21 protein-coding genes are annotated in these 24899 nt (G+C 71.9%); 4 read left to right on the forward strand and 17 right to left on the reverse strand.

Going from position 1 to position 24899, the window contains the following annotated elements; all coding sequences use genetic code 11:
- Positions 1-36 precede the first annotated feature (36 nt).
- The 14 genes from AC4OXY_RS17000 to rsmH all read right to left on the reverse strand — a co-directional run bounded on the left by AC4OXY_RS17000 (position 37) and on the right by rsmH (position 16359).
- On the reverse strand, positions 37-678 hold the full coding sequence (locus AC4OXY_RS17000; protein WP_071375419.1) for a cell division protein SepF: 642 nt from the start codon (positions 676-678) through the stop codon (positions 37-39).
- A 128-nt stretch (positions 679-806) separates the two neighbouring features.
- Positions 807-1526: a YggS family pyridoxal phosphate-dependent enzyme gene (locus tag AC4OXY_RS17005; protein WP_376293610.1), complete on the reverse strand. Its 720-nt coding sequence runs from the start codon at positions 1524-1526 to the stop codon at positions 807-809.
- Between the two features lie 6 nt (positions 1527-1532).
- Entirely contained in the window at positions 1533-2261 is a 729-nt protein-coding gene (gene pgeF, locus AC4OXY_RS17010) for a peptidoglycan editing factor PgeF (RefSeq protein ID WP_362820593.1), read from the reverse strand.
- Complete coding sequence (ftsZ, locus tag AC4OXY_RS17015; RefSeq protein WP_356021016.1) at positions 2258-3463, reverse strand: cell division protein FtsZ; 1206 nt, start codon at positions 3461-3463, stop codon at positions 2258-2260. The genes pgeF and ftsZ overlap by 4 nt, the downstream gene beginning before the upstream one ends.
- Positions 3464-3742: 279 nt before the next feature.
- The gene (locus tag AC4OXY_RS17020) at positions 3743-4537 is read right to left on the reverse strand and encodes a cell division protein FtsQ/DivIB (protein WP_362820591.1); all 795 of its coding nucleotides are present in this window, start codon (positions 4535-4537) and stop codon (positions 3743-3745) included.
- A 26-nt stretch (positions 4538-4563) separates the two neighbouring features.
- Positions 4564-5652, reverse strand: coding sequence for an undecaprenyldiphospho-muramoylpentapeptide beta-N-acetylglucosaminyltransferase (murG, locus tag AC4OXY_RS17025; protein WP_071375415.1), 1089 nt, complete (start codon positions 5650-5652; stop codon positions 4564-4566).
- Positions 5653-5658: 6 nt separating this feature from the next.
- The gene (ftsW, locus tag AC4OXY_RS17030) at positions 5659-7020 is read right to left on the reverse strand and encodes a putative lipid II flippase FtsW (RefSeq protein ID WP_356021012.1); all 1362 of its coding nucleotides are present in this window, start codon (positions 7018-7020) and stop codon (positions 5659-5661) included.
- A gap of 97 nt (positions 7021-7117) precedes the next feature.
- Positions 7118-8563 carry a UDP-N-acetylmuramoyl-L-alanine--D-glutamate ligase gene (gene murD / locus AC4OXY_RS17035; protein ID WP_491994160.1) on the reverse strand — a complete coding sequence of 482 codons (1446 nt, stop codon included), beginning with the start codon at positions 8561-8563 and terminating at the stop codon, positions 7118-7120.
- Complete coding sequence (gene mraY, locus AC4OXY_RS17040; protein ID WP_356021008.1) at positions 8545-9618, reverse strand: phospho-N-acetylmuramoyl-pentapeptide-transferase; 1074 nt, start codon at positions 9616-9618, stop codon at positions 8545-8547. The genes murD and mraY overlap by 19 nt, the downstream gene beginning before the upstream one ends.
- On the reverse strand, positions 9615-11030 hold the full coding sequence (locus tag AC4OXY_RS17045; protein ID WP_491994161.1) for a UDP-N-acetylmuramoyl-tripeptide--D-alanyl-D-alanine ligase: 1416 nt from the start codon (positions 11028-11030) through the stop codon (positions 9615-9617). The genes mraY and AC4OXY_RS17045 overlap by 4 nt, the downstream gene beginning before the upstream one ends.
- A gap of 28 nt (positions 11031-11058) precedes the next feature.
- Positions 11059-12579, reverse strand: coding sequence for a UDP-N-acetylmuramoyl-L-alanyl-D-glutamate--2,6-diaminopimelate ligase (locus AC4OXY_RS17050; protein WP_491994162.1), 1521 nt, complete (start codon positions 12577-12579; stop codon positions 11059-11061).
- A gap of 166 nt (positions 12580-12745) precedes the next feature.
- Positions 12746-14710 carry a peptidoglycan D,D-transpeptidase FtsI family protein gene (locus tag AC4OXY_RS17055; protein WP_356021001.1) on the reverse strand — a complete coding sequence of 655 codons (1965 nt, stop codon included), beginning with the start codon at positions 14708-14710 and terminating at the stop codon, positions 12746-12748.
- A 5-nt stretch (positions 14711-14715) separates the two neighbouring features.
- Complete coding sequence (ftsL, locus tag AC4OXY_RS17060) at positions 14716-15300, reverse strand: cell division protein FtsL (protein ID WP_402063453.1); 585 nt, start codon at positions 15298-15300, stop codon at positions 14716-14718.
- A 102-nt stretch (positions 15301-15402) separates the two neighbouring features.
- A complete protein-coding gene (gene rsmH, locus AC4OXY_RS17065; RefSeq protein WP_362820587.1) occupies positions 15403-16359 on the reverse strand; it encodes a 16S rRNA (cytosine(1402)-N(4))-methyltransferase RsmH in 957 nt (318 codons plus the stop codon).
- A 419-nt stretch (positions 16360-16778) separates the two neighbouring features.
- On the opposite strand from rsmH, the gene AC4OXY_RS17070 reads away from it, so the two are divergent.
- The 4 genes from AC4OXY_RS17070 (at position 16779) to AC4OXY_RS17085 (ending at position 22507) form a co-directional block, all read left to right on the forward strand.
- Positions 16779-17327 (forward strand): beta-class carbonic anhydrase, encoded by a 549-nt coding sequence (locus tag AC4OXY_RS17070; RefSeq protein WP_356020993.1) that lies wholly within the window; start codon positions 16779-16781, stop codon positions 17325-17327.
- A gap of 257 nt (positions 17328-17584) precedes the next feature.
- Entirely contained in the window at positions 17585-18625 is a 1041-nt protein-coding gene (locus AC4OXY_RS17075; RefSeq protein WP_356020991.1) for an AAA family ATPase, read from the forward strand.
- Positions 18625-19986, forward strand: a complete 1362-nt coding sequence (locus AC4OXY_RS17080; RefSeq protein ID WP_356020989.1) for a DUF58 domain-containing protein — start codon at positions 18625-18627, stop codon at positions 19984-19986. The genes AC4OXY_RS17075 and AC4OXY_RS17080 overlap by 1 nt, the downstream gene beginning before the upstream one ends.
- Positions 19987-20122: 136 nt before the next feature.
- Positions 20123-22507 carry a transglutaminase TgpA family protein gene (locus AC4OXY_RS17085; protein WP_491994163.1) on the forward strand — a complete coding sequence of 795 codons (2385 nt, stop codon included), beginning with the start codon at positions 20123-20125 and terminating at the stop codon, positions 22505-22507.
- Positions 22508-22612: 105 nt separating this feature from the next.
- Here the strand turns inward: AC4OXY_RS17085 and AC4OXY_RS17090 are convergent, their stop codons facing one another.
- The 3 genes from AC4OXY_RS17090 to AC4OXY_RS17100 all read right to left on the reverse strand — a co-directional run bounded on the left by AC4OXY_RS17090 (position 22613) and on the right by AC4OXY_RS17100 (position 24844).
- The gene (locus AC4OXY_RS17090; RefSeq protein ID WP_071372429.1) at positions 22613-22996 is read right to left on the reverse strand and encodes an SCO2097 family morphological protein; all 384 of its coding nucleotides are present in this window, start codon (positions 22994-22996) and stop codon (positions 22613-22615) included.
- Between the two features lie 277 nt (positions 22997-23273).
- A complete protein-coding gene (locus tag AC4OXY_RS17095) occupies positions 23274-24101 on the reverse strand; it encodes a class I SAM-dependent methyltransferase (protein WP_356020984.1) in 828 nt (275 codons plus the stop codon).
- A gap of 182 nt (positions 24102-24283) precedes the next feature.
- A complete protein-coding gene (locus AC4OXY_RS17100; RefSeq protein WP_356020982.1) occupies positions 24284-24844 on the reverse strand; it encodes an SAV_6107 family HEPN domain-containing protein in 561 nt (186 codons plus the stop codon).
- Positions 24845-24899 lie beyond the last annotated feature (55 nt).

Consider the following 24899-nt stretch of genomic DNA (forward strand, 5'->3'; position numbering starts at 1 on the left):
TCCCGTGCTCTTCCGAATGTCGATCGGTCGTGCGTCTCAGCTCTGGTTGAAGAACCCGCCCTCTGCGATGCGGGCCTTGTCCTCCGCCGTGACATCGACGTTAGCAGGAGACAACAGGAACACCTTCTGCGTCACCCGCTCGATGCTGCCGTGAAGACCAAACACCAATCCGGCCGCAAAGTCGACAAGTCGCTTGGCGTCTGTGTCGTCCATCTCAGTCAGATTCATGATCACCGGGGTGCCTTCACGGAAGTGTTCCCCGATGGTACGGGCCTCGTTGTAGGTCCGCGGGTGAAGTGTGGTGATCCGGTACGGCTCTCGTTCCGACACGACCTTGGGCATGATCACCGGCGCGTTCTTCTCCAGGGACTGACGTTCTTGTGTGATGGATGCCACGGGCGCGATGCGCGCCGGACGTCCGGATTCCGCGGCGAGCGAAGTCGAACGGGCCACCGGCTCGCGGGGCGCGGGCGGTTGGACAATTCGCACCTCTTCGTCCCTTTGGGACTGATGTGCGCTGTGCGACTGGTGTGACGGTTCGTGCCGTCGGTGGTCCCGCTCCGGCTCCGGGTCCAACTCGGGCTCGAAGTCGTCGTCGGGGTCGAATCCGCGGCCGTCGTACCCATCGTCCTCCACGAGGCCGAGGTAGACCGCCATCTTGCGCATCGCGCCGGCCATGCTCTGAGTCCTCCGCTCTGTGGTGGATCGACTGACTACTGCCAAGTGCCCGCGATCCACGTGGTCGTTGTGCCCGCCTTCACGGGCATTGACCATATTTTCTGCTGTGGTCCGACTTCCTGGCGACGTTACCCGAGCCTGGGGCGGACTCCGAGTACCGCAGTGCCGACGCGCACATGTGTCGCCCCGGCGGCCACGGCCTGTTCGAGGTCCGCACTCATCCCTGCCGACACCATGGTTGCAGCCGGATGCGTCCGGCGCAGGTCGGTCGACAAATCCATGAGCCGCCCGAACGCCGCCTGTTCGCGTCCCGCGTACTCCCCGGTGAGCGGAGCGACGGTCATCAGACCGTCGAGCCGCAGTCCGGGCGCGTCCGCGACGAGGTCGGCCAACTCTTCGATTCCGTCCGGGCCGACGCCACCGCGCTCGCCCCGGCCACTGGCCCCCGCGTCGAGCGCGACCTGGATCAGGCACCCCACCTCGCGCCCCACCCGCACCGCCTCCTTCGACAGGGCCGTGACGAGCCGGGAACGGTCCACGGACTGCACGACATCGGCGTAACCGACCACGGAACGCACCTTGTTGGTCTGTAGTTGACCGACAAAATGCCACTTAAGAGGCAGATCCGCACAGGCGGCCGCCTTCGGCGCCGCGTCCTGGTCGCGGTTCTCGGCGACGTGGCGCACACCGAGTTCCGACAGGATCCGCACATCGCTCGCCGGGTAGGTCTTGGTGACCACGACGAGGGTCACCTCCGCCCGCTCGCGCCCGGCCGCCGCACACGCGGCGGTGATGCGCTCCTCCACCTTCGCCAGGTTTGCGGCGAGTTCGGTCTTACGGTCCGTCATGCCCCATCAGTCCAGCCAGACATAGCTCGCGAGGCGCCCGGTGGTGCGGTCGCGGCGGTACGAGAAGTGGTCCTGCGACTCAAGCGTGCACGCCGGTGACTGCGCCCGGTCGCGCACCCCGAGCCGGTCGAGCTGCGCGTGCACCCCGGCGCTCACGTCGACCGCCGGCGTGCCCCAGCTCGTCTCGGCGCGCGCCGCCGGCTCGACGGCGGCCACCTCGGCGCGCATCGCCTCCGGCACCTCGTAGCACCGGCCGCACACGGCGGGCCCGGTGCGGGCGAGGATCCGGCCCGGCTCGGCGCCGAGTTCGACCATGGCCCGTACGGCGGCGGGGACGACTCCCCCGACCATGCCCGGCCGGCCCGCGTGCGCCGCGGCGGCGATCCCGGCGACGGGGTCGGCCAGCAGCACCGGCACGCAGTCGGCGGTGAGCACGGCGAGGGCGAGCCCACGGCGGGCGGTGACGATGGCGTCGACCTCGGGCGCCGGGCGCTCGCCCCAGGGCTCGTCCACGACGGCCACGTCGGCGCCGTGCACCTGGTGCATCCAGACGACCCGATCGGCCGGGAGGCCGAGCGACTTGGCGGCCAGCTCCCGGTTGGTCAGGACCGACTCGGGCGTGTCGCCGACGGCGCCGCCGAGGTTCAGCTCCTCATACGGAGCGGCGCTCACCCCGCCCCACCGGTCGGTGAAGGCGAAGTGCGCGCCGCTCACGCTCTCGCGCTGTCCTATCACTTCAGGAAGTCCGGCACGTCCAGCTCCTCGGCGGCGCTGTCCGAGTAGGTCCGCGACGGCGGCACCGGCGGGGCGACCGGGATGTCCGCCACCGGCTCGGGCGCGGGCTCCGGCTCCTCCTTCGGCGTCACGCTGCCGAGCGAGCCGAAGGCCGGCCGGCTGGGCTCGGACTGCCGTACCGGAGCCGGGTCTTCGCGGCGGGCCGGCACCGAGGCCGAGGCCGAGCCGATGACGTTGTCCCGGCGGGCCGGCGGCTGGCCGCCGTCGAAGCCGGCCGCGATCACGGTGACCCGGACCTCGTCGCCGAGGGCGTCGTCGATGACGGCGCCGAAGATGATGTTGGCCTCGGGGTGGGCGGCCTCGCTGACCAGCTGGGCGGCCTCGTTGATCTCGAACAGGCCGAGGTCGGAGCCGCCGGAGATGGAGAGCAGGACGCCGCGGGCGCCGTCGATGGACGCCTCCAGCAGCGGCGAGGAGATCGCCATCTCGGCGGCGGCCACCGCGCGGTCGTCGCCGCGGGCCGAACCGATGCCCATGAGGGCCGAACCTGCCTCGGACATGACCGACTTCACGTCGGCGAAGTCGAGGTTGATCAGACCGGGGGTGGTGATGAGGTCGGTGATGCCCTGGACACCGGAGAGCAGGACCTGGTCGGCGGACTTGAACGCGTCCAGGACCGAGACCTGGCGGTCCGAGATGGACAGCAGCCGGTCGTTGGGGATGACGATGAGGGTGTCGACCTCTTCGCGCAGTTCGGCGATGCCGTCCTCCGCCTGGTTCGCGCGACGCCGTCCCTCGAAGGTGAACGGCCGCGTGACCACGCCGATGGTGAGGGCGCCGAGCGAGCGCGCGATGTTGGCCACGACGGGCGCGCCGCCGGTGCCCGTGCCGCCGCCTTCACCGGCCGTCACGAAGACCATGTCGGCCCCCTTGAGGACCTCCTCGATCTCCTCACGGTGGTCCTCGGCGGCCTTGCGGCCGACTGCCGGGTTGGCGCCGGCGCCGAGTCCGCGGGTGAGTTCGCGGCCGACGTCGAGCTTGACGTCGGCGTCGCTCATCAACAGCGCCTGTGCGTCGGTGTTGATGGCGATGAACTCGACGCCCTTGAGACCGACCTCGATCATCCGGTTGATGGCATTGACACCACCGCCGCCGACACCGATGACCTTGATGACTGCGAGGTAGTTCTGCGGTGCTGCCACGTCGAAGGCCTCTCGCCTCGAATTACGTCGCCGTCGCCGTGCGGTGCCCCGCGCCGGGACGGCAGATGCCGAATGGGACGGTCCGTAGCGCCGACCCGAACCCTAACCCTGAAGTTTAGGGTTACCAGTGTGTCTGTTCCTTGAAGTCTTCTGAACAGGACACTAAGTCGACAAGTGGCGCCCGTTCAACGAACACGCCGAACCTCCCGTTTTTCTTTTCACCCTATGTGATCAGCCATAGCAGTGCCCAACCAGGGTGCTGGCCTGCGCTGATGTGCGTCAACTCCCCGATGACGCAGGGGCGGTGGGAACGCTGACATCGAAGTGCCGGGCGCGGGGAGCTGCTTTCATGAGAGCCGTGAGGGCCCGTGCCTTGGCGCCGCCGCTCTCGCTGCTCCCCCATGCCACCGTGCGGCCGTCGCCGAGCGTCAGCGAGATGTCGTCATAGGAACGGACTTGGAGCGCCCGGGCGCCCCTGGCCACGGAGGACGGCAGGTCACCGGCGACCCGGACCGCCTCGCGCACGAGCCGGTCGATGCCGAAGCGCCGCAGGCTCGCGGCCGCGGAACCCGTGCGGGAGACGGAGAGTTCCAGGGCCGGAATGTTTTTCGGGGCCTGGGAAACCGTGGCGAAACGGACACCTTTGCCGTCGACTTCGACGAAGTTCCCACCGTCGCGCAGGAGCAGTACGGGAGTGCGCTCGATCACTTTCAGACCGATTCCGTGGGGCCAGGCGCGGACCACGTCAACGGTGTCAATTCGGGGCAATTTCTGGCGAAGTCGGGCTTCGATGCCGTGGGTGTCGACGGAAATCATCGGTGCCCCGACCGGCACGGCCGCCACGTCGCGCACCTCGGCGGGGGTCAGCACCCGGGTGCCGGACACCGAGACGTGCTCGACGCGCAGCCAGGCGGAGCCGTACAACACCCAGGTGCCACCGCCGCCGAGGAGAAGGGCGGCCACGGCCAGGATGACGATCGTACGAAGGCGCCGTCTTCTGAGGCGCCGGGCGGACGGCGGGCCGGACGACTCCTGTTGGCGTTTTCCGCGCTCGGCGGTAGTCGGTCCGGCCACCCTCACTGCCCTTTCGTCATACGGTCCTAACGGCGCGAGGCGATCGCCTCGTACACCATGCCGACGAGCAGCTCGTCGGCGTCCCGGCGGCCGAACTCGCTTGCCGCGCGGGACATCTCGTACAGCCGGTGCGGATCGGCGAGTACGGGCAGGACGTTCTGCTGTACCCACTCGGGCGTCAGCTCCGCGTCGTCGACGAGGAGTCCGCCGCCGGCCTTCACCACCGGCTGGGCGTTCAGCCGCTGTTCGCCGTTGCCGATGGGCAGCGGGACGTAGGCGGCCGGGAGTCCGACGGCGGAGAGTTCGGCGACGGTCATCGCGCCCGCGCGGCAGAGCATCATGTCGGCCGCGGCGTACGCGAGGTCCATCCGGTCCAGGTAACTTACCGGGATGTAGGGGGGCATCCCCGGCATCTGGTGCACCTGCGGCAGTTCGTTCTTCGGGCCGACCGCGTGCAGGATCTGGATGCCGGCCTGCTGGAGCCAGGGCGCGACCTGCTGGACGACCTCGTTGAGGCGGCGAGCGCCCTGTGAGCCGCCGGTGACGAGCAGCGTCGGCAGGTTCGGGTCGAGGCCGAACATGTGGCGGGCCTCGGGGCGGGCCGCGGCGCGGTCCAGGGTGGCGATGGAGCGGCGCAGCGGGATGCCGATGTACCGCGCGTCACGCAGCTTGCTGTCCGGCGTGGAGACGGCGACCCGCGCCGCGTACCGCGAGCCGATCTTGTTGGCCAGGCCCGGGCGGGCGTTAGCCTCGTGGATCACGATGGGCACACCGAGGCGCTTGGCCGCGAGGTAGCCGGGCAGCGCGACATAACCGCCGAAGCCGACCACGCAGTCGGCCTTGGTGCGCTCCAGGACCTGCTCGGCGGCCTTGATCGTGCCGCGCAGCCGGCCCGGGACGGTGATCAGCTCGGGCGTGGGCTTGCGGGGCAGCGGCACCGCCGGGATCAGCGCCAGCTCGTAGCCGCGCTCCGGGACGAGCCGGGTCTCCAGGCCGCGCTCCGTGCCCAGGGCCGTGATCCCCACGGTCGGGTCCTGCCTGCGCAGGGCGTCCGCGAGGGCGAGCGCGGGCTCGATGTGGCCGGCGGTCCCCCCACCGGCGAGTACGACATGCACCGAAATTCACCGCTCTCCGGACGGACGCGCCCGTGGGGCACGCCGTCGCATCGTGTTCCATCTCCGGGGACTCCGACCGGACCCGGAGCCCCCGGCTCCCCGCTTTCTACCAAAGCGAGGTTGCCGCATCGCAAGCGCCGCCCGCGCAGCGGGCTCGTCGCGTGCGAAGGCGATCAGCAGCCCGATGGCGAACATGGTCGGCAGCAGCGCGGACCCTCCGTAGGAGAACAGCGGGAGGGGGACACCGGCGATCGGCAGCAGGCCGAGCACCGCACCCATGTTGATCACCGCCTGGGCGGTGATCCAGGTGGTCACGCCTCCCGCGGCGTACCTCACGAAGGGGTCCTCCGTGCGTCCGGCCACGCGGATACCCGCATAGCCTAGAGCCGCGAACAGGGCGAGCACCGACAGTGTCCCGGCGAGGCCCAGTTCCTCACCGGTGACCGCGAAGATGAAGTCGGTGTGCGCTTCCGGAAGTTGGCCCCATTTTTCCACACTCGCGCCGAGGCCCGATCCGAAGAGTCCGCCGGAGGCGAGGGCGTAGATGCCGTGCGCGCCCTGCCAGCACATGTCGTTCGGGCCGGGGTCGGTGGCGGCGATGCACTTGAGGCGGGCGAGGCGGTGCGGGCTGGTCTGGATGGCGATGATGGCGAGGACGGCGGCGACGCCCAGCACACCGGAGAAGAGCCGGGTCGGCGCCCCCGCGAGCCACAGCAGCCCGAACAGGATCGCCGTCAGGATGATCGTCGTACCCATGTCGCCGCCGAGCATGATCAGCCCGAGCAGCATGAACGTGACCGGCACCAGCGGCACCAGCATGTGTTTCCACTGGGTCAGCAGCTTCTTGTCCTGTTTGCGCGCGATCAGGTCGGCGCCCCACAGCACCAGGGCGAGCTTGCCGAACTCGCTGGGCTGGATCTGGAAGGAGCCGCCCAGGGAGATCCAGTTCTGGTTGCCGTTGACCGCCATCCCTATCCCCGGCACCTGCACCAGGGCCATCAGGAAGACGGCACCGGCGAGGATCGGGTACGCCAGCGCCCGGTGCAGCTTCACCGGCATCCGGGAGGCCACGAACATCAGGACGCCGCCGATGATCGCGGCGAGGAACTGCTTGCGGAAGAAGTACGACCCCGGCAGCGACAGCTGGAGTGCGGTGATCTGGGAGGCCGAGTAGACCATGACCAGGCCGAGCACGATGATCAGCATGCTGCCGCCGAAGATCAGGTAGTAGGCGGTCAACGGGCGGTCCCAGGCCTTGCGCGCGCGTGTGCAGAACCGCTGGAAGGGGTTCTCGCGCGCCGGCCGGGAGACGGCGGGACGGCGGGGTGCCCGCTGTACGGGCGGCCGGCCGGTACTGCTACCGGGCATCGGCGCCTCCCCTGAACCTCGGCCGTCCCACAGGCCCCTGTAGCGTCAGCCGTCCCACGCGTCCCTCCCAAGATCCGCCCGGCGGGCGGCGCCGGGGTCAGGCTCCGAGTTCGCGGACCGCTGCCGCGAACGCGTCACCGCGCTGGTTGTAGTTGGTGAACATGTCCATGGAGGCGCAGGCCGGGGCAAGGAGCACCGTGTCACCGGGCCGGGCAAGCCGCTTCGCTTCCGTCACCGCCTGGAGCATCGCCCCAGTGTCGGTCCGGTCGAGGTCGACCACGGGTACTTCCGGCGCGTGTCGCGCGAGGGCGTCACGGATCAGCGCACGGTCGGCGCCGATGAGGACGACGCCACGCAGCCGCTTGGCGGAGTTGGCGACCAGCTCGTCGAAGGTCGCGCCCTTCGCCAGACCGCCCGCAATCCATACGATCGGTTCATATGCCGCCAACGAGGCTTCGGCGGCGTGCGTGTTGGTCGCCTTGGAGTCGTCCACGTACGCGACCCCGTCGAGGTCGGCGACATGCTCGATGCGGTGGGCGTCGGGGCGGAAGGCGCGCAGACCGTCGCGGACGGCGGAGGCGGGCACCCCGAAGGCGCGCGCGAGGGCCGCCGCGGCAAGGGCGTTGGCGATGTTGTGCGGGGCCGGCGGGTTCACATCGGTGACCTCGGCCAGCTCCTGCGCGTTCTTCTGCCGGTTCTCGACGAAGGCGCGGTCGACCAGGAGGCCCTCCACAACGCCGAGTTGGGAGGGCGCGGGGGCGCCGAGGGTGAACCCGACGGCCCGGCAGCCCTCCTCGACATCGGCCTCGCGGACCAGGTCCTCGGTGGCCCTGTCCTCGACGTTGTAGACGCAGGCGACCCGATTGCCCTCGTAGATCCGGCCCTTGTCGCGCGCGTACTCCTCCATGGAGCCGTGCCAGTCGAGGTGGTCGGGCGCGAGGTTCAGCACGACGGCGGAGTCGGCGCGCAGGGAGGGCGACCAGTGCAGCTGGTAGCTGGACAGCTCGACGGCGAGGACGTCGTACGTCTCCTCGCCGAGGACGACGTCCAGCAGGGAGACGCCGATGTTGCCGACGGCGGCCGTGCGCAGGCCGGCCGCGGTGAGGATGGAGGCGAGCATGCGGACGGTGGTGGTCTTGCCGTTGGTGCCCGTGACGGCCAGCCAGGGGGCTGCCTTTCTGCCGTCCCGGCCGCGCAGGCGCCAGGCCAGTTCGACATCGCCCCAGACGGGCACGCCCGCCCGCTCGGCCGCCAGGAACAGCGGCTTGTCCGGCTTCCAGCCGGGCGTGGTGACGATCAGCTCGGTGCCCTCCGGCAGGGTCGCCCCGTCGCCGAGGCGCACGGTGATGCCGAGCGCCTCCAGTTCGGCGGCCTGCTCACGCGCGCGTGCGTCGTCGCCGTCGTTGACGACCGTGACGATCGCCCCGCACGCGTGCAGCACCTTCGCCGCCGGGACGCCGGACACACCGAGTCCGGCGACGGTGACGTGGGTGCCCTGGAAGTCGAAGGGCTCCGAGGTGGAGGTCACTTGTCCGCTGCCCATCCTGCATAGAAGAGGCCCAGTCCGACGATCACACAGATGCCCTGGATGATCCAGAATCGGACCACCACCAGGACTTCGGACCAGCCCTTGAGTTCGAAGTGGTGCTGGAGTGGCGCCATCCGGAAGACGCGCTTTCCGGTGAGCCGGAAGGAGCCGACCTGGATCACCACCGACATGGTGATGAGGACGAACAGGCCGCCCATGATGGCCAGCAGCAGCTCCGTGCGGGAGAGGATGGCCAGACCCGTGAGGACGCCGCCGAGGGCGAGCGAACCGGTGTCACCCATGAAGATCTTCGCCGGCGAGGTGTTCCACCACAGGAAGCCCAGGCAGGCACCCATCAGCGCGGAGGCGATCACGGCGAGGTCGAGCGGGTCGCGGACCTCGTAGCAGGCGGCCGGGTTGGTCAGGGTCTGCGCGTTGGCGCAGGACTCCTGGAACTGCCAGACGCCGATGAACGTGTAGGCGCCGAAGACGAGCACGGAGGCGCCGGTGGCGAGGCCGTCCAGACCGTCGGTCAGGTTCACGCCGTTCGACATCGCGAGGATCATGAACAGCGCCCAGACGACGAACAGCACCGGGCCGATGGTCCAGCCGAAGTCCGTGATGAACGACAGCTTGGTGGAGGCCGGGGTGTTGCCGCGCGCGTCGGCGAACATCAGCGACAGCACGGCGAAGGAGATGCCGACGATCAGCTGGCCGGCCATCTTCGCCTTGGCCCGCAGACCGAGCGAACGCCGCTTGACGATCTTGATGTAGTCGTCGAGGAAGCCGACCAGACCCATGCCGAACATCAGGCCGAGCACCAGCAGGCCGGAGTAGGTGGGCGGGTATCCGGTGATGAGCTTGCTCAGGAAGTACGCGGCGATCGTCGCCAGGATGAAGGCGATGCCGCCCATGGTCGGCGTACCGCGCTTGCTGGCGTGCTCGCGCGGGCCGTCGTCACGGATGTACTGGCCGTAGCCCTTGCGGGCGAGGAGCTTGATCAGCAGCGGGGTGCCGACCAGCGTCAGGAAGAGGCCAATGACTCCTGAGAACAGGATCTGCTTCATCATCGGGCGGCAACCTCACCCTCGGCACCGGCCTCGGACAGCGCCTGGGCAACGCTCTCCAGCCCCACCGAACGGGACGCCTTCACGAGCACGACGTCGCCCGGGCGCAACTCGCTGCGCAACAGGTCGATCGCCGCCTGTGCGTCGGACACGTGCACCGACTCCTCACCCCACGAACCCTCGTTATATGCGCCCAGTTGCAGCCAGGAGGCCTCAATCCCCCCGACGGCGACGAGCTTGCTGACGTTGAGCCGGACGGCGAGCCGTCCGACGGCGTCGTGCTCGGCGAGCGTCTCGTCCCCCAGCTCGGCCATCTTGCCGAGCACCGCCCACGTCCGCCGTCCCTTGCCCATGGCCGCGAGCGCCCTCAGGGCGGCCCGCATGGACTCGGGGTTGGCGTTGTAGGCGTCGTTGACGATGGTCACGCCGTCCGGGCGCTCGGTGACCTCCATGCGCCAGCGGGAGAGGGTGCCCGCCTCGGAGAGCGCGGTGGCGATCTCAGCTGCGGACATGCCCAGCTCATGGGCGACGGCGGCCGCGGCGAGCGCGTTCGACACGTGGTGCTCACCGTACAGGCGCATGGTCACATCGCTTGCACCGGAGGGTGTGTGAAGCCTGAACGAGGGCTGTCCGCTGTCCGTGAGTCGCACGTTCTCGGCGCGTACGTCCGCTTCGGCCGACTCTCCGAAAAGGACCACCTTCGCCTTGGTACGGGAGGCCATGGCGCGGACCAGCGGGTCGTCGGCGTTGAGGATCGCGGCGCCGCCGTCCTCGGCCGGAGGCAGGCCCTCGACGAGTTCGCCCTTGGCCTCGGCGATCTGCTCGCGCCCGCCGAACTCGCCGATGTGGGCGGTGCCGACGTTCAGGACCAGGCCGATCTTCGGCGGGGTGAGGCCGGCGAGGTAGCGGATGTGCCCGAGGCCGCGGGCGCCCATCTCCAGCACGAGGAACTGCGTCTCCTCGGTGGCCGACAGGGCGGTCAGCGGCAGCCCGATCTCGTTGTTGAGCGAGCCGGGCGTGAACACGGTCGGCGCCTTGTGCCGGAGCACCTGCGCGATCAGGTCCTTGGTGCTGGTCTTGCCGGCCGAGCCGGTCAGGGCGACGAGGGTCGCGCCGAGCCGGCGTACGACGTGCCGGGCGAGGGCTCCGAGGGCGGTCTGCACGTCCTCGACCACGATCGCGGGCAGGCCGACGGGGCGCGACGCCAGTACGGCGACCGCGCCCGCCTCGATCACCTGCGGTGCGAAGTCGTGGCCGTCCACGCGCTCACCGACGAAGGCGGCGAACAGGCTGCCGGGCACCACCTCGCGGGAGTCCCGGACCACCGGGCCCGTGACCTGGACGGACGGATCCGGTATGTCGTGCGTCTGCCCGCCGACGACTGCTGCGATCTCGGCGAGGGAGAGGGCGATCACAAGTTCATCCCCTGGGTCTTCTGGATTTTCATCCCTGGGTCTTCTGGATGGCTTCGCGGAGCACCTGGCGGTCGTCGAAGGGACGGACCACGCCGGCGATGTCCTGGCCCTGCTCGTGGCCCTTGCCCGCGACCAGCACGGTGTCGCCGGGCGCGGCGCGGCCCACGGCGGCGGCGATGGCGGCGGCCCGGTCCTCGAAGAGGAGCACCTCGCCGCGCTCGTGCGCGGGCACGGCGGCCGCGCCCTGGAGCATGGCCGCGAGGATCGCGAGCGGGTCCTCGGAGCGGGGGTTGTCGGAGGTCAGTACGGCGGTGTCGGAGAGCCGGGCCACGGCGGCACCCATCGGGCCGCGCTTGGTCCGGTCGCGGTCGCCGCCGCAGCCGAGGACGACGTGCAGACGGCCCTTGGTGACCTTGCGCAGCGCCTTGAGCACGGACTCGACCGCGTCGGTCTTGTGGGCGTAGTCGACGACCGCGAGGTAGGGCTGCCCGGCGTCCACGCGCTCCAGGCGGCCGGGGACGCCCGGTACGGCGGCGATGCCGTCGGCGGCGGTCTGCGGGTCGAGACCGGCGGCGGCGAGGGACACGACGGCGGCGAGGGTGTTCGCCACGTTGAAGGGGCCGGCGATGGGCGAGCGGGCGTGGACGCGTTCGCCGTTCGGACCGACGACGGTGAACGTCGAGTCCGTCGGGCCGACCTGGACGTCCTCGGCGCGCCAGTCGGCGTCGGGGTGGCCCTCGGCGGAGAAGGTCACGACCGGGACGGTGGCCTCCTTCGCCAGCCGGCGGCCGTACTCGTCGTCGGCGTTGATCACACCGAGTCTGCTGCGTTCCGGCGTGAACAGCTGCGCCTTGGCCCGGAAGTAGTCCTCCATGTCGGAGTGGAACTCCATGTGTTCCGGGCTGAGGTTGGTGAACACGGCGACGTCGAAGACGCAGCCGTCGACCCGGCCGAGGACCAGGGCGTGGCTGGAGACCTCCATGGCGACCGCCTCGACGCCGCGTTCGCGCATGACGGCGAACAGTGCCTGGAGGTCGGTGGCTTCGGGGGTGGTGCGCTCGGACTTGATGCGCTCGTCGCCGATGCGCATCTCGACCGTGCCGACGAGGCCGGTGGCCTTCGCGGTGCGCAGGCCGCCCTCGACGAGGTAGGCCGTGGTGGTCTTGCCGGAGGTGCCGGTGATGCCGATCTGGAGCAGGTCGCGGCCCGGGTGGCCGTAGATCGTCGCCGCCAGTTCGCCCATCCGCGCGCGCGGGTCGGCCACGACGAGGACCGGCAGCCCGGTCGCCGTGGCGCGCTCGGCGCCGTCCGGGTCGGTGAGCACGGCGGCGGCGCCGAGGCCGGCGGCCTGGGTGACGAAGTCGGCGCCGTGCAGGCGGGCCCCCGGGAGGGCGGCGTACAGGTCGCCGGGGCGGACGGCGCGCGAGTCGTGGGTGATCCCCGTGATCTCGGCGGAGCCGTCCGGAGCGGCGGCACCCAGCTGATCGGCCAGCTCCGCGAGGGGTGTGGCGGAGACCTGGACCGGTCGCGGCGGTCCCGGATATGTCACGGAAGCGCCCTTCTGGGTGGTTTGGGACTGATCAGCGTGTGGCACGGCGGTGAGCGTACCGGGCGCACCCGCTCCGGAGCGAAGCGAGGGGCGGGGGGCGCCGTGGTTCCCGGGTTCCGGGGTGATCGTTGTCACGGGTTTCGTTCCTGGTGGTCCGGTGTGCTGATCAGGGCTTGTAGGCGACGGGCAGGTTGGCGGCCGGCGCTCCGGTCGGCGGGACCTGGAGGGTCTTGAGGGCGAACTCCATCACCTGCTTGTAGATGGGGCCACAGATCTGACCGCCGTAGTAGCTGCCGGAGGTGGCGTTCTGGATGGCGCAGTAGACCGTGATGCGGGGGTTGTCCGCGGGTGCGAAGCCGGCGAACGACGACGTGTAGCCGTGGTACTTGCCGGTGGCCGGATCCACACGGTTGGCCGTACCGGTCTTGCCCGCGACGTTGTAGCCCGGGATGCGGGCCTTGATGCCGGTGCCCTGCTCGTCGTCCACGACGGACTCCAGCATCTGGGCGACCGTCCGGGCCGTCTTCTCGCTGACGACCCGGGTCTCCTTGGGCTTGGCCGCGGGAGTGAAGCGCCCGTCGGCCCCCTTGGAGCCGCGCACCAGGGTCGGCTCGACGCGGACCCCGCCGTTGGCGATGGTCGAGTACACCGAGGCGGCCTGTACCGCGTTGATGGAGAAACCCTGGCCGAAAGGGATCGTGTACTGCTGCGAAGTGGACCACTTCTGGTACGGCGCGAGGATGCCCGGGGTCTCGCCGGGGAAGCCGAGTCCGCTGTAGCTGCCGATGCCGAACTTGCGCAGGTACGAGTAGAGGACCTTGTCGGCGTCGGCCTGTGTCCTGCCGAGCTGGCCGGTGGCGAGGATGGTGCCGATGTTGCTGGACTTGGCGAGGACGCCGTTCAGCGTGAGGTACCAGGTGTCGTGGTCGACGTCGTCGGAGAAGAGCCGGTCGCCGCGGTGCAGCCGGTTGGGTACGACCACGTGGGTGAGCGGGGTGGCCGCGTTCTCCTCCAGCACGGCCGCCATGGACATCACCTTGGCGGTGGAGCCGGGTTCGTAGGCGTCCTGGAGGGCCGCGTTGCCCATGGCGGCGGCGTCCGCCTTGGACAGGTCGTTGGGGTCGAAGCCGGGCGAGTTGGCCATCGCCAGGATCTGCCCGGTCCGGGTGTCCTGGACGACCACGTACCCGCGGTCCGCCCGGGACTTCTTCACCTGCTGGGTGATGGCGTTCTGCGCGGCCCACTGGATGTCGCGGTCGATGGTCAGCTCGACGTCGGCGCCGGACACGGCCGGGGTCTGCGTCGATCCAGCCGTGGGCACCTCGCGCCCGCCGGACTGGGCGTACCGGATCTCGCCGTCCTTGCCCGACAGCTCCTTGTTCAGCTCCTGCTCGATGCCGCCGGCGCCCCGGCCGTCGGCGTTGACCCAGCCCAGTATCCCGGCGGCGAGGTCGCCGTTGGGGTACACGCGCTGGCTGCTGGGGTCGGCGAAGACGCCGGCGAGCACGTTGACGGTGTGCTTGTCCGTCTGCGCCTTCGCGGTGAGCGCGCTGCGCAGGTCCTTGATCTGCTTCCAGACCTGCGGCGTCTGGCGGGTGGCGAGCCGGGTGTAGCGGGAGTTCTTGTTCGCGGGCCGCAGCTTCTGCACGAGCGTGGCCTGGTCCTGCCCGAGGATCGGCGCGAGCAGCGCGGCGGCCTGCTCAGGACCGTCGTCGATCTTCAGCTGTCTGGCGCTGAACATCGTCGGGTCGGCCGTGATGTCGTAGGCGTCCTCGCTGACGGCCAGGGCGACACCGCTGCGGTCGGTGATCCCGCCGCGCTCGGCGGTCAGGGTGTGCACGACGTAACGGTTCTGGTCGGCGCGGGCGGCGTACTCGCTCGCGTCGACGGCCTGGACCTGGAACAGCCGTACGACGAAGGCGGTCAGCACCAGGGTCAGGGTGAGGCTGACCAGGCGCAGCCGGGGCCGCGGGCTGCCGAGCCGGAGCTTCTGCTGGACGAGTGGCCGCGCGCCGCCGGGGCGGCGGGCCGGCCGGGCACCGGGCCCGGCCGGCCGCCGCACGGCACTCCCGGGCCGTACCGGCCTGGCCGGCCCGGGCACACGACGGCGCGGCGGTTGCCTGTCGGACACTTCCGTCACCTGCCGGGGGTCGGGGTGGAGGCGGGCTGGGGGGTGGGGGGCGGCGGTACGGCCGCCTCCGGGTCCGCGGGGGCGGGCCCGGGGGCGCCCTGGGGGCCTGCCTGCGGGGTCGCGGCGGAGGGAACCGGAGCCGGGAGCGACGCGGAGGGGGACGCCGAGCGGGCGACGGCCGGGGTCATGGCCTCGGGCGCCACCGGGTCGGTTCGGGCGGCGGACCCGGGGGCGGCGCCGGGGACGCCCCTGACCCTGCCGTCGGGGCCGAGGAAGGCCGGGTCGCCACCGGGGACCATGCCGAGTTCGCGGGCGCGGCGCTGGAGGGCGTCGGGCGAGGAGTAGTCGTCGATGTCCCGCTGGAGAGCCTGCTCCTCGTCGGTGAGGCTCTTCGTCCGCTTCTGGAGGTCGGCGAGTTTGAACGAGCCTTCGCTGAGGGCGGAGTTCAGCACCAGCAGCCCGATGAGGCCGCCGCCGAGGAGCAGGACGACGAGGAGGACGAACGGGGTGCGGGCCGCGCGTGCGCGGCCGGCCGGGATGAGCCGGGCGAGCCGCGCGGCCCGCCCCCTCAGTTCGGGTTTCCTACTCACTGCTCCCCCGGTGGGTGCGGGAATCCGACCGGCTTCCCTGGTGGGTACGGGAATCCAACCGACTCCCCTGGTGAGTCCGGAAGTCCGACCGGCCCGTCTCGCTCACTCGGCGTCCTCCCTGATGCGCTCGGCGCCGCGCAGCCTGGCCGGGGCGGCCCGGCGGTTCTCGGCGACCTCTTCCTCGGTGGGAAGTTCGGCACCGCGGGTGAGCAGCTTGAGCCGTGGCTGGTACCGCTCGGGCACGACCGGCAGCCCGGGCGGCGCGGTGGACGCGGCACCGGCCGCGAACACCTGCTTCACCAGCCGGTCCTCCAGCGACTGGTACGACAGCACGGCGATGCGTCCGCCGACGTCGAGGGCCTTCACCGCGGCCGGGATCGCCCGCTCCAGGACGGACAGTTCGCCGTTGACCTCGATGCGCAGCGCCTGGAAGGTGCGCTTGGCCGGGTTGCCGCCGGTGCGCTTGGCCGCCTGCGGCAGGGCGTCCCGGATCAGCTCCACGAGCCGGGCGCTGTTGCTGAACGGCTCCTTCTCGCGCTCGCGCACGATCGCGGACACGATCCGCTTGGCCTGCTTCTCCTCGCCGTACGCGCGCAGGATGCGCACGAGTTCGCCCGCCGGGTAGGTGTTGAGGACCTCGGCGGCGCTGACGCCGGTCGTCTGGTCCATGCGCATGTCCAGGGGCGCGTCCTGGGCGTAGGCGAAGCCGCGGTCGGCCTCGTCCAGCTGCATCGAGGAGACCCCGAGGTCGAACAGGATGCCCTGCACGCGCGCGATGCCGAGCCGGCGCAGTACGTCGGGCAGCTCGTCGTAGACGGCGTGCACCAGGGTGGCGCGCTCACCGAAGGGCGCGAGGCGCTCGCCGGACAGCCGCAGCGCCTCCTTGTCCCGGTCGAGGCCGATCAGCCGGGCCTCGGGGAACCGGGTCAGCAGCGCCTCGCTGTGCCCGCCGAGGCCGAGGGTGCAGTCGACGACCACCGCTCCCGGCCGCTCCAGGGCGGGGGCCAGCAGGTCCAGGCACCGCTGGAGCATCACCGGGACGTGTCGACTCTGGCTCAAGGGGGCCTCTCATCTTCCGGCGAGGCCGTACGCACCGCCGGGTCCCCGCCAGCTCGTGTAGGGGAGGCCTGCCGGCGCCGGAAGCGTCGGCCGGCCGGGAGCGGGAGGAGGCCGAGCCGTACGTACGCGCCGCGCACGTGGGGAGACGGTCCGGGTGTTCTCCGGGGTCTCCAGGGGTTTCACCAGCAGGGAGAGCCGCGCCTCCCGCTTCGCGTCACTTTAGTCCACCCTGTCTCGCGGTCAATCAACCGGCCTGCGCGTCGCGTACCGCATCGTGGCGGAAGCTGCAATACGAAATGATTCACCCGTTCGGCGAGGTTTTGCCGTCCGTGTGGGTTAGCTCACAACAAGCCACCATGGCGTTCTTTGTCCGCTCTCACAGGAGGACGGGACCGAGTGTGACCAGTAGCGTCGTCGGTATGACGACTTCCGCAGCAGTTCCCAGTGGACCCGAAGGCGCCATAGCCAGCGACGGCACCGTGACGGACCGCCTGGTCGAGGCCAACCAGGGGTACGCCGCCGAGTTCACCGACCCGGGCATGGACGCGCGTCCCGTGCTCCAGGTCGCGGTCGTGGCCTGTATGGACGCCCGGCTCGACCTGCACGCCGCGCTCGGCCTGGAGCTCGGCGACTGCCATACGATCCGCAACGCCGGCGGGGTCGTCACCGACGACGTGATCCGCTCCCTGACCATCAGCCAGCGCGCGCTCGGCACCCGCAGCATCGTGCTGATCCACCACACGGGCTGCGGCATGGAGTCCCTCACCGAGGACTTCCGGCACGACCTGGAGATGGAGGTCGGCCAGCGCCCCGCCTGGGCGGTGGAGGCCTTCCGCGACGTCGACCAGGACGTGCGCCAGTCCATGCAGCGCGTGCGCACCTCGCCGTTCCTGCTGCACACCGACAACGTGCGCGGCTTCGTGTTCGACGTGCGCACGGGCCTGCTGCGCGAGGTCGACCCGGCCTGAGCGCACCGACCGGCCGGCCGCCCCGGAAACCCGGCGCCTTCCGCGCCGTCCCTGTATCGAAAACAGGGTCGAAAAGGCCGTAACACCGACATCGTGCGGGCAGTTGTCCACAGGCGAGTGACACGAATCGGTAACGGCAGCAAGAATGCGGGGGGTGACGTCACGCGGAACTGTTCCCGCGTGGTGTCCGTGTTTCGGGGTGGGCCGGTTACGCGTCACAGAGCGTCGGCCCGGACAGACGGGCCGAGGAGGGCCGGGTGACGACCTATGACGATCGAGCGAGCCTCACTGATCTGACCGCCACGGTGGAGCGGGTGCGGGATTCGGTGGAGGGCGTGATCGAGGGCAAGCCCGAGGTCGTACAGCTCGCGCTGACCGTGCTGCTCGCCGAGGGCCATCTGCTGATCGAGGACGTCCCCGGAGTGGGCAAGACGATGCTCGCCAAGGCGCTCGCGCGGTCCATCGACTGCTCGGTGCGGCGCATCCAGTTCACGCCCGACCTGCTGCCCTCGGACATCACGGGTGTCTCCATCTGGGACCAGCAGCGCCGGGACTTCGAGTTCAAGCCGGGCGCCATCTTCGCGCAGATCGTGATCGGCGACGAGATCAACCGCGCCTCGCCCAAGACCCAGTCCGCGCTGCTGGAGTCCATGGAGGAGCGCCAGGTCACCATCGACGGGCAGACCTACGAACTGCCCAGCCCCTTCATGGTGGTGGCCACCCAGAACCCGGTCGAGATGGAGGGCACCTATCCGCTGCCCGAGGCCCAGCGCGACCGCTTCATGGCCCGCGTCTCCGTCGGCTACCCGAGCGTGGAGGCCGAGTTGCAGATGCTCGACGTCCACGGCGGCGTGAGCCCCCTGGAGGACCTCCAGCCGGTGGCGCACGCGCACGAGATCGTGAAGCTGGTCGAGGCGGTGCGCGGGGTCCACGTCTCCGAGCCGGTCCGGCGCTACGCGGTGGAACTGGTCGCCGCCACGCGCACGCACCCCGACCTCAGACTCGGCGCCTCCCCGCGCGCGACGCTGCATCTGCTGCGCGCGGCGAAGGCGACCGCGGCCCTGGCCGGGCGGGAGTTCGCGCTGCCGGACGACATCCAGGCACTCGCCGTCGCCGTCCTCGCCCACCGCCTGCTGCCCACCGCCCAGGCCCAGCTCAACCGCCGTACGGCCGAGCAGGTCGTGCACGAGATCCTCCAGCACACCCCGGTGCCCGCGGCGCAGGGCGGGCAGAGCGGCCTCGGCGGCCTCGGCCGCGTCGTCCCGGCGTACCCCCAGCAGCCCCCGCGGAGCCTGTGATGAGCGCCGGGGGGACCGGGCAGGCGGCGGCCGACCAGGGCGAGACGGGCGGCGTCCGTACGGCCCTTTCGGGTCTGACGACCCGCGGCCGCTCCTTCCTGGCCGCCGGGATCGCCGCCGCGATCTGCGCGTACGTCCTCGGCCAGAGCGACCTGCTGCGGGTCGGCCTGCTGCTGGCCGTGCTGCCCCTGCTCTGCGCGACCGTGCTCTACCGCACGCGCTACCGGGTGGCCGCCACCCGCCGGCTCGCCCCCGCGCGCGTGCCGGCCGCCGGCGAGGCCCGGGTGCACCTGCGGATGGACAACGTCTCCCGGCTGCCCACCGGCCTGCTGATGCTCCAGGACCGGGTGCCCTACGTCCTCGGGCCGCGCCCCCGGTTCGTGCTCGACCGCGTGGAGCCGGGCGGCCGCCGCGAGGTCTCCTACCGGGTCCGCTCCGACCTGCGCGGCCGCTACCCGCTGGGCCCGCTCCAGCTGCGGCTCACCGACCCCTTCGGGATGTGCGAACTGACCCGCTCCTTCTCGGCGTTCGACACGCTCACGGTCATCCCTCGCGTGCAGCCGCTCCCCCCGGTCCGCTTCAGCGGCGAGGCCAAGGGCTACGGCGACGGACGGCAGCGCTCGCTGGCCCTCGCGGGCGAGGACGACGTGATCCCGCGCGGCTACCGCTACGGCGACGACCTGCGCCGGGTGCACTGGCGCTCCACCGCGCGCTACGGCGAACTGATGGTCCGCCGCGAGGAACAGCCCCGGCGTTCCCGCTGCACCGTCCTGCTGGACACCCGGGGCGGTGCCTACGAGGGCGCGGGCCCCGACTCGGCGTTCGAGTGGGCCGTCTCCGGCGCCGCCTCGGTGCTGGTGCACATGCTCGAACGGGGCTTCTCGGTACGGCTGCTGACCGACACCGGCAGCGCGGTGCCCGGCGAGGGCGGCGACGGTTTCTCGGGCAGCGGCCCGGAGACCGCCGACGCGGCCGGGCTGATGATGGACACCCTCGCGGTGATCGACCACTCCGACGGCACGGGCCTGTCCCGGTCGTACGACGTGCTGCGCGGCGGCAACGAGGGGCTGCTGGTGGCCTTCCTGGGCGACCTGGACGAGGAACAGGCCGCGACGGTCGCCAAGATGAGCCGGCGTGCCGGCGGCGCCGTCGCCTTCGTGCTCGACCCGGACACCTGGGTGCGCGAGGCGACCGACGTGCCCCGGCCGGGCGACCGGCACGAGGAGCGGCTGCGTGTACTGCGTGAGGCGGGCTGGACCGTGCTGAGCGTGCCGCGCGGCGCCCCGCTGAACGCGCTGTGGCAGCAGGCGGACCGGGTGCGGTCCGGGCTGGCCGCCGTGGGCGGGGAGACGGGGGCATGAGCGGGCGGCGCGGTGCGGCCGCGGTGAGCCGGGGGCGGGGGCATGAGCGAACGTTCCGGTCGGGCGCCGGTGCGCGGGGAGGCGGAGGCGTGAGGGAATGGTCCGGGCCGGCCCCGGTGCGCGGGGAGGCGTCGGGATGAGCGGGCGGGCACGACTGGCGCTGTGCGCCGCCGCGGCCACGCTGATGGCCTCCTGCGCGCTGCTGCCGCTGGTGGCCGCGCCGACCTGGCTGATCCAGCTGATCCCGCTGGTGGCCGTGCAGACCGGAGTCGGCGCGGCGGCCCGCCGGGTGCCGCTCGGCCGGCCGCTGACCGTGGCCGCGCAAGTGCTGGTCACCCTGCTCATGCTGACCCTGGTCTTCGCGCGCCGGCACGCGTTCATCGGGCTGATCCCGGGCCCGGGCACCTTCCGCTATCTGGCCGACCTGCTCCAGCAGGGTTCCACCGACGTCAGCGAGTACGCGATACCGGCGCCGCTCACCGACGGCATCAAGCTGATGCTGATCGGCGGCGTCCTGATCGTCGGCCTGCTGGTGGACACCCTCGCGGTGACCTTCCGCAGCGCGGCCCCGGCCGGGCTGCCGCTGCTCGCGCTGTACTCGGTGGCCGCCGGGCTGTCCGGCGGCGGCGCCGACTGGCTGTGGTTCCTGGTGGCGGCGGCCGGCTATCTGATGCTGCTGCTCGCCGAGGGCCGCGACCGACTGGCGCAGTGGGGCCGGGTCTTCGGCGGCGGACCCGGCTCCCCCGGTGCCCCGGAGGGCGGTGCGGTGGCCCCGGTGCGCAGCGGACGCCGGATCGGCGCGGTCGCGCTCGGCGTGGCCCTGCTGGTGCCGCTCGCCCTGCCCGCGATGAGCGGCGGCCTGCTGGGCGCCGCCGGCACCGGGGTGGGCGCGGGCAACGGCGACGGCGGCACCATCTCGGCGGTCAACCCGCTGGTGTCGCTGCGCGACAGTCTGAACACGAACGACGACCGTCAGGTGCTGTCCGTGAAGACCAGCACGAACGACGTCTCGGACCTGTACCTGCGGATCGTCTCCCTGGACGAGTTCGACGGCACCACCTGGAAACCGGCCCAGCGGCACATCGTCGGCGTGCCGGACACCTTCCCCACGCCCATCGGCCTGAGCCCGGACGTCAAGCGGGGCGCGGTGACGACGACGATCTCGGCGGCGGACTGGTACGCCCAGGACTGGCTGCCGATGCCGTACCCGCCGAGCGCGGTGAAGATCGCCGGCCGCTGGCGCTACGAGCCGGTCGGCATGACCCTCGTCGGTGACCACGGCCAGAACACCCGCGGCGAGACCTACCAGGTGACCAGCCTGGACGTGCAGCCGACGGCCGAGCAGCTGGCCGCCGCGCCGGAGCCGCCGTCGGCCCTGAAGCGCCAGTACACGCAGGTGCCGGCCGCGCTGCCGAAGGTGGTGGCGCAGACGGCGAAGCAGATCACCGCGGGCGCCCGCAACCACTACGAGGAAGCGGTCAAGCTCCAGGACTACTTCGCGCTCACGGGCGGCTTCCAGTACGACACCCAGGTGGAGGTCGGCCGCGGGCCGAACGCCATCGCCAACTTCCTGAAGAAGAAGCAGGGTTTCTGCGTCCACTTCTCCTTCGCCATGGCGGCGATGGCCCGCACCCTCGGCATCCCGGCCCGGGTCGCGGTGGGCTTCGCCCCGGGCACCCCGCAGACCGACGGCACGGTCACGGTGAGCCAGAGGGACGCGCACGCCTGGCCGGAGTTGTACTTCGAGGGCGTGGGCTGGACCCGCTTCGAGCCGACCCCGACCCGGGGCACCACGCCGTCGTACACGGTGTCGGACACGCCCGGCACCTCGCTCCCGGACCAGGACCTGCCCTCGCACCACTCGTCCGCGCCGCCGTCGACGGCGGCCTCGCCGAGCGAGAACTGCTCGGCGGCGCTGGTCAAGATCCAGGGCTGCGACACCGCGTCGGCCGTGGCGGCGCCGGGGAGCGGTGGCGGCGGCGCGGGCCCGTGGTGGGCCGTGCTGATCGGGCTGGCCGCGCTGGTGGTGCTGGCCGTTCCGCTGTCGCCGCTGCTGTGGCGGGCGCGGGTGCGCTCGGTGCGGCTCGGGGCGCACGCCCGGCCCGGGGAGGGCGCGGCGCGGCACACCCTGGCGGCCTGGCAGGAGCTCACGGACAGCGCCTGGGACCACGGCATCACACCGGACGAGTCGCTGACCGCGCGCAGAGCGGCCGACCGGATCGTCCGCCTCGGCGAGCTGGACGCGGCGGCCGGTGCGGCGGTGCACCGGGTCGCGGACGCCGTGGAGCAGGTGCTGTACGCGCCGCGGCCGCGCCCGGCGGCGGGAGTCGCGGAGGATGTGCGCCGGGTGATCGAGGGGCTGCGCGGCGCGGTCGGTACGGGTGCGCGGCTGCGGGCGCTGTTCCTGCCCCGCTCGTCGGTGCGGGTGCTGTGGGCGGTCTCGGCCCGCTGGTCGGCGCTCCGGGCCCGGGTGACGCAGGCCCGGCCGAGCCTGCGCCGGCCGTCGCAGCAGCAGAGCTGAGCCGACACCGGCCCAGGAGGCGCAACAACGTGTGAGGGGCGACCACCTCGGGTGGTCGCCCCTCACACGTTGTCTGTCGGAGCCGGCGGAATCCGCCGCGCGGCGCTAGCGGCCCTGCTCGTCCCGGCGGCGCTGCCAGCGCTCTTCGATCCGGTCCATCATGGAGCGCTTGGGACGCGGCTGCCGACGAGCGGCGCCCGCGGGCTGCTCACCCGGCTTCGGCGCCTTGCGCCAGCCGGTCACGGCGAGTACGGCACAGCCCAGCATGACGAGGAAACCCACCACGCTGACCCAGATCAGCTGCGCGACCATTCCGGCCATGAGGAGCGCGATACCCACGAGGAAGCCTGCGACCGCCTGGTAGACCCGACGCCGGGTGTACGTACGCAGACCGCTTCCCTCAAGCGCCGACGCGAACTTGGGATCTTCGGCGTACAGCGCTCGCTCCATCTGCTCGAGCATGCGCTGCTCGTGCTCCGAGAGCGGCACGGAGTCCTCCTCATCGTGCAGTCGCCGGGGCGACCCGGGGGGTCCCTTCAGGATAGGCAGGGAATCGCCCCCGTGAAACCCGCCCCTCTACGCCAATTGGCCAACCGGATTCCGCCATGGCCGTCCCGGCTCGCTGAGGCTTCCATTCCCCTGCGACCGGCCCGTCATGCCGGGTGGTGCACCTCGATCATACGGCGCAAACCCCACGATCGGGGGTCTTGTGTCGTACTCCATCCGCCGTCGATGCCCTGATCAGCGGCGGGTCCCGGCCGTGGGCTCAGGCCCCTGCGGCACCCGGTGTCTCACCGAGCACATGCAGTTGGGTGGCCACGGAGTGGAACGCGGGCAACTCGGCTGCGGCGGCCTCCAGCTTGAGGAGGGCGTCGAGGGCGCCGGGCTCGGTGTCCACCAGGACGCCGGGGACGAGGTCGGCGAAGACCCGCACGCCGTGCACGGCGCCGACGGCCAGGCCCGCGCCCTCGACGAGCGCGGTGAGCTGCTCGGCGGTGAAGCGGCGCGGCATCGGATCGCCGGTGCCCCAGCGGCCGTCGGGGTCCTGGAGCGCCTGCCGGGCCTCCGTGAAGTGGCCGGCGAGGGCGCGGGCGAGCACGGCGCCGCCGAGGCCGGCGGCGAGCAGGCTCAGGACGCCCTCCGCGCGCAGGGCGGCGACGGCGTTGCGCACGCCCTCGGCCGGGTCGTCGACGTACTCCAGGACGCCGTGGCACAGCACGGCGTCGTAGCCGCCGCGCTCGACCACGTCGAACAGGCCGTGTGCGTCGCCCTGGACGCCCCGGACCCGGTCGGCGACGTCGGCCTCGGCGGCCCGGCGCTCCAGCGCGAACAGCGCGTTCGGGCTGGGGTCGACGACGGTCACGCGGTGGCCGAGGCGGGCGAGCGGCACGGCGAAGTTGCCGCTGCCGCCTCCGGTGTCGAGGACGTCCAGGCAGTCCCGTCCCGTGGCCTTGACCCGGCGGTCGAGGGCGTCCTGGAGGACCTCCCAGACCACGGCCGTACGGAGGGAGGCGCGGGGGCGAGGGGTGTCGGAGCGCAGCGACGCCCGTTGCGGGTGGTGGTGGGAGACGGGCGGGCGCATCGGGTCCGACACGGCAGTTGACTCCTCGGCAGGGCGGAACGCTTCAGGCAACCTCCACCCTATTGCCTCGGATGCCCCGCCGGTCACCCACGGCCGCGCAGGTCGCGGTGCGTCTCGCCCGGCGGACGCCGCTGCGGCCGTCCCCTTCGACCGCCGCCGCGGGCGCTCGCCCCCGGCTCGCCCCGGGCCGTGGGTCAGCCCGCGTCCGGGAGGCCTCCCCGGGTGCTCGGGCCGGGTGGCTCACCGGCATCCCTGCGGGGCTGCGGCAGGACCGGCTGGAGGACGAGCATCCGCTCCACGATGCGCAGGAACATCGCGACGTCGCGTATCAGGTCGTCGGCGTCGCGCTGTCCGGCCGCGCCCTGGATGCCGGCCTCGGCGCGGGCGCGGCGGGCGGCGCCGGAGGCGAACAGCGCGCTCCACTCGGTCAGTTCGGGGGCGATCTCGGGCAGTACCTCCCAGGCGCTGCGGATCCGCGCGCGGCGGCGCGGGTTGGTCTCGGGCCGGCCCCGGGCGGCGAGCACGGCGGCGGCGGTGCGCAGGGCGGCGAGGTGGGCCGTCGCATAGCGCTCGTTCGGAGTTTCCAGGACGGCGGTCTCCTCCAGTCCGGCGCGGGCCTGGGCGAGCAGGTCGAGGGCGGCGGGTGGAGCCGTGGTCCGGCGGAGCACGGGGTGCACGTCGCTCGCCGGGCCGGTCGGTGAGGGGGCAGGGCCGGTGGCGCGGCGCCGGCGGGCGGCGGCGGACGGGTTGGCCATGACGAACCTCCTGTCGTCTGGGTGACGGCACGCCCTCACACGGGTGCGCCGTATG

The organism is Streptomyces sp. HUAS MG56, from assembly GCF_058673395.1.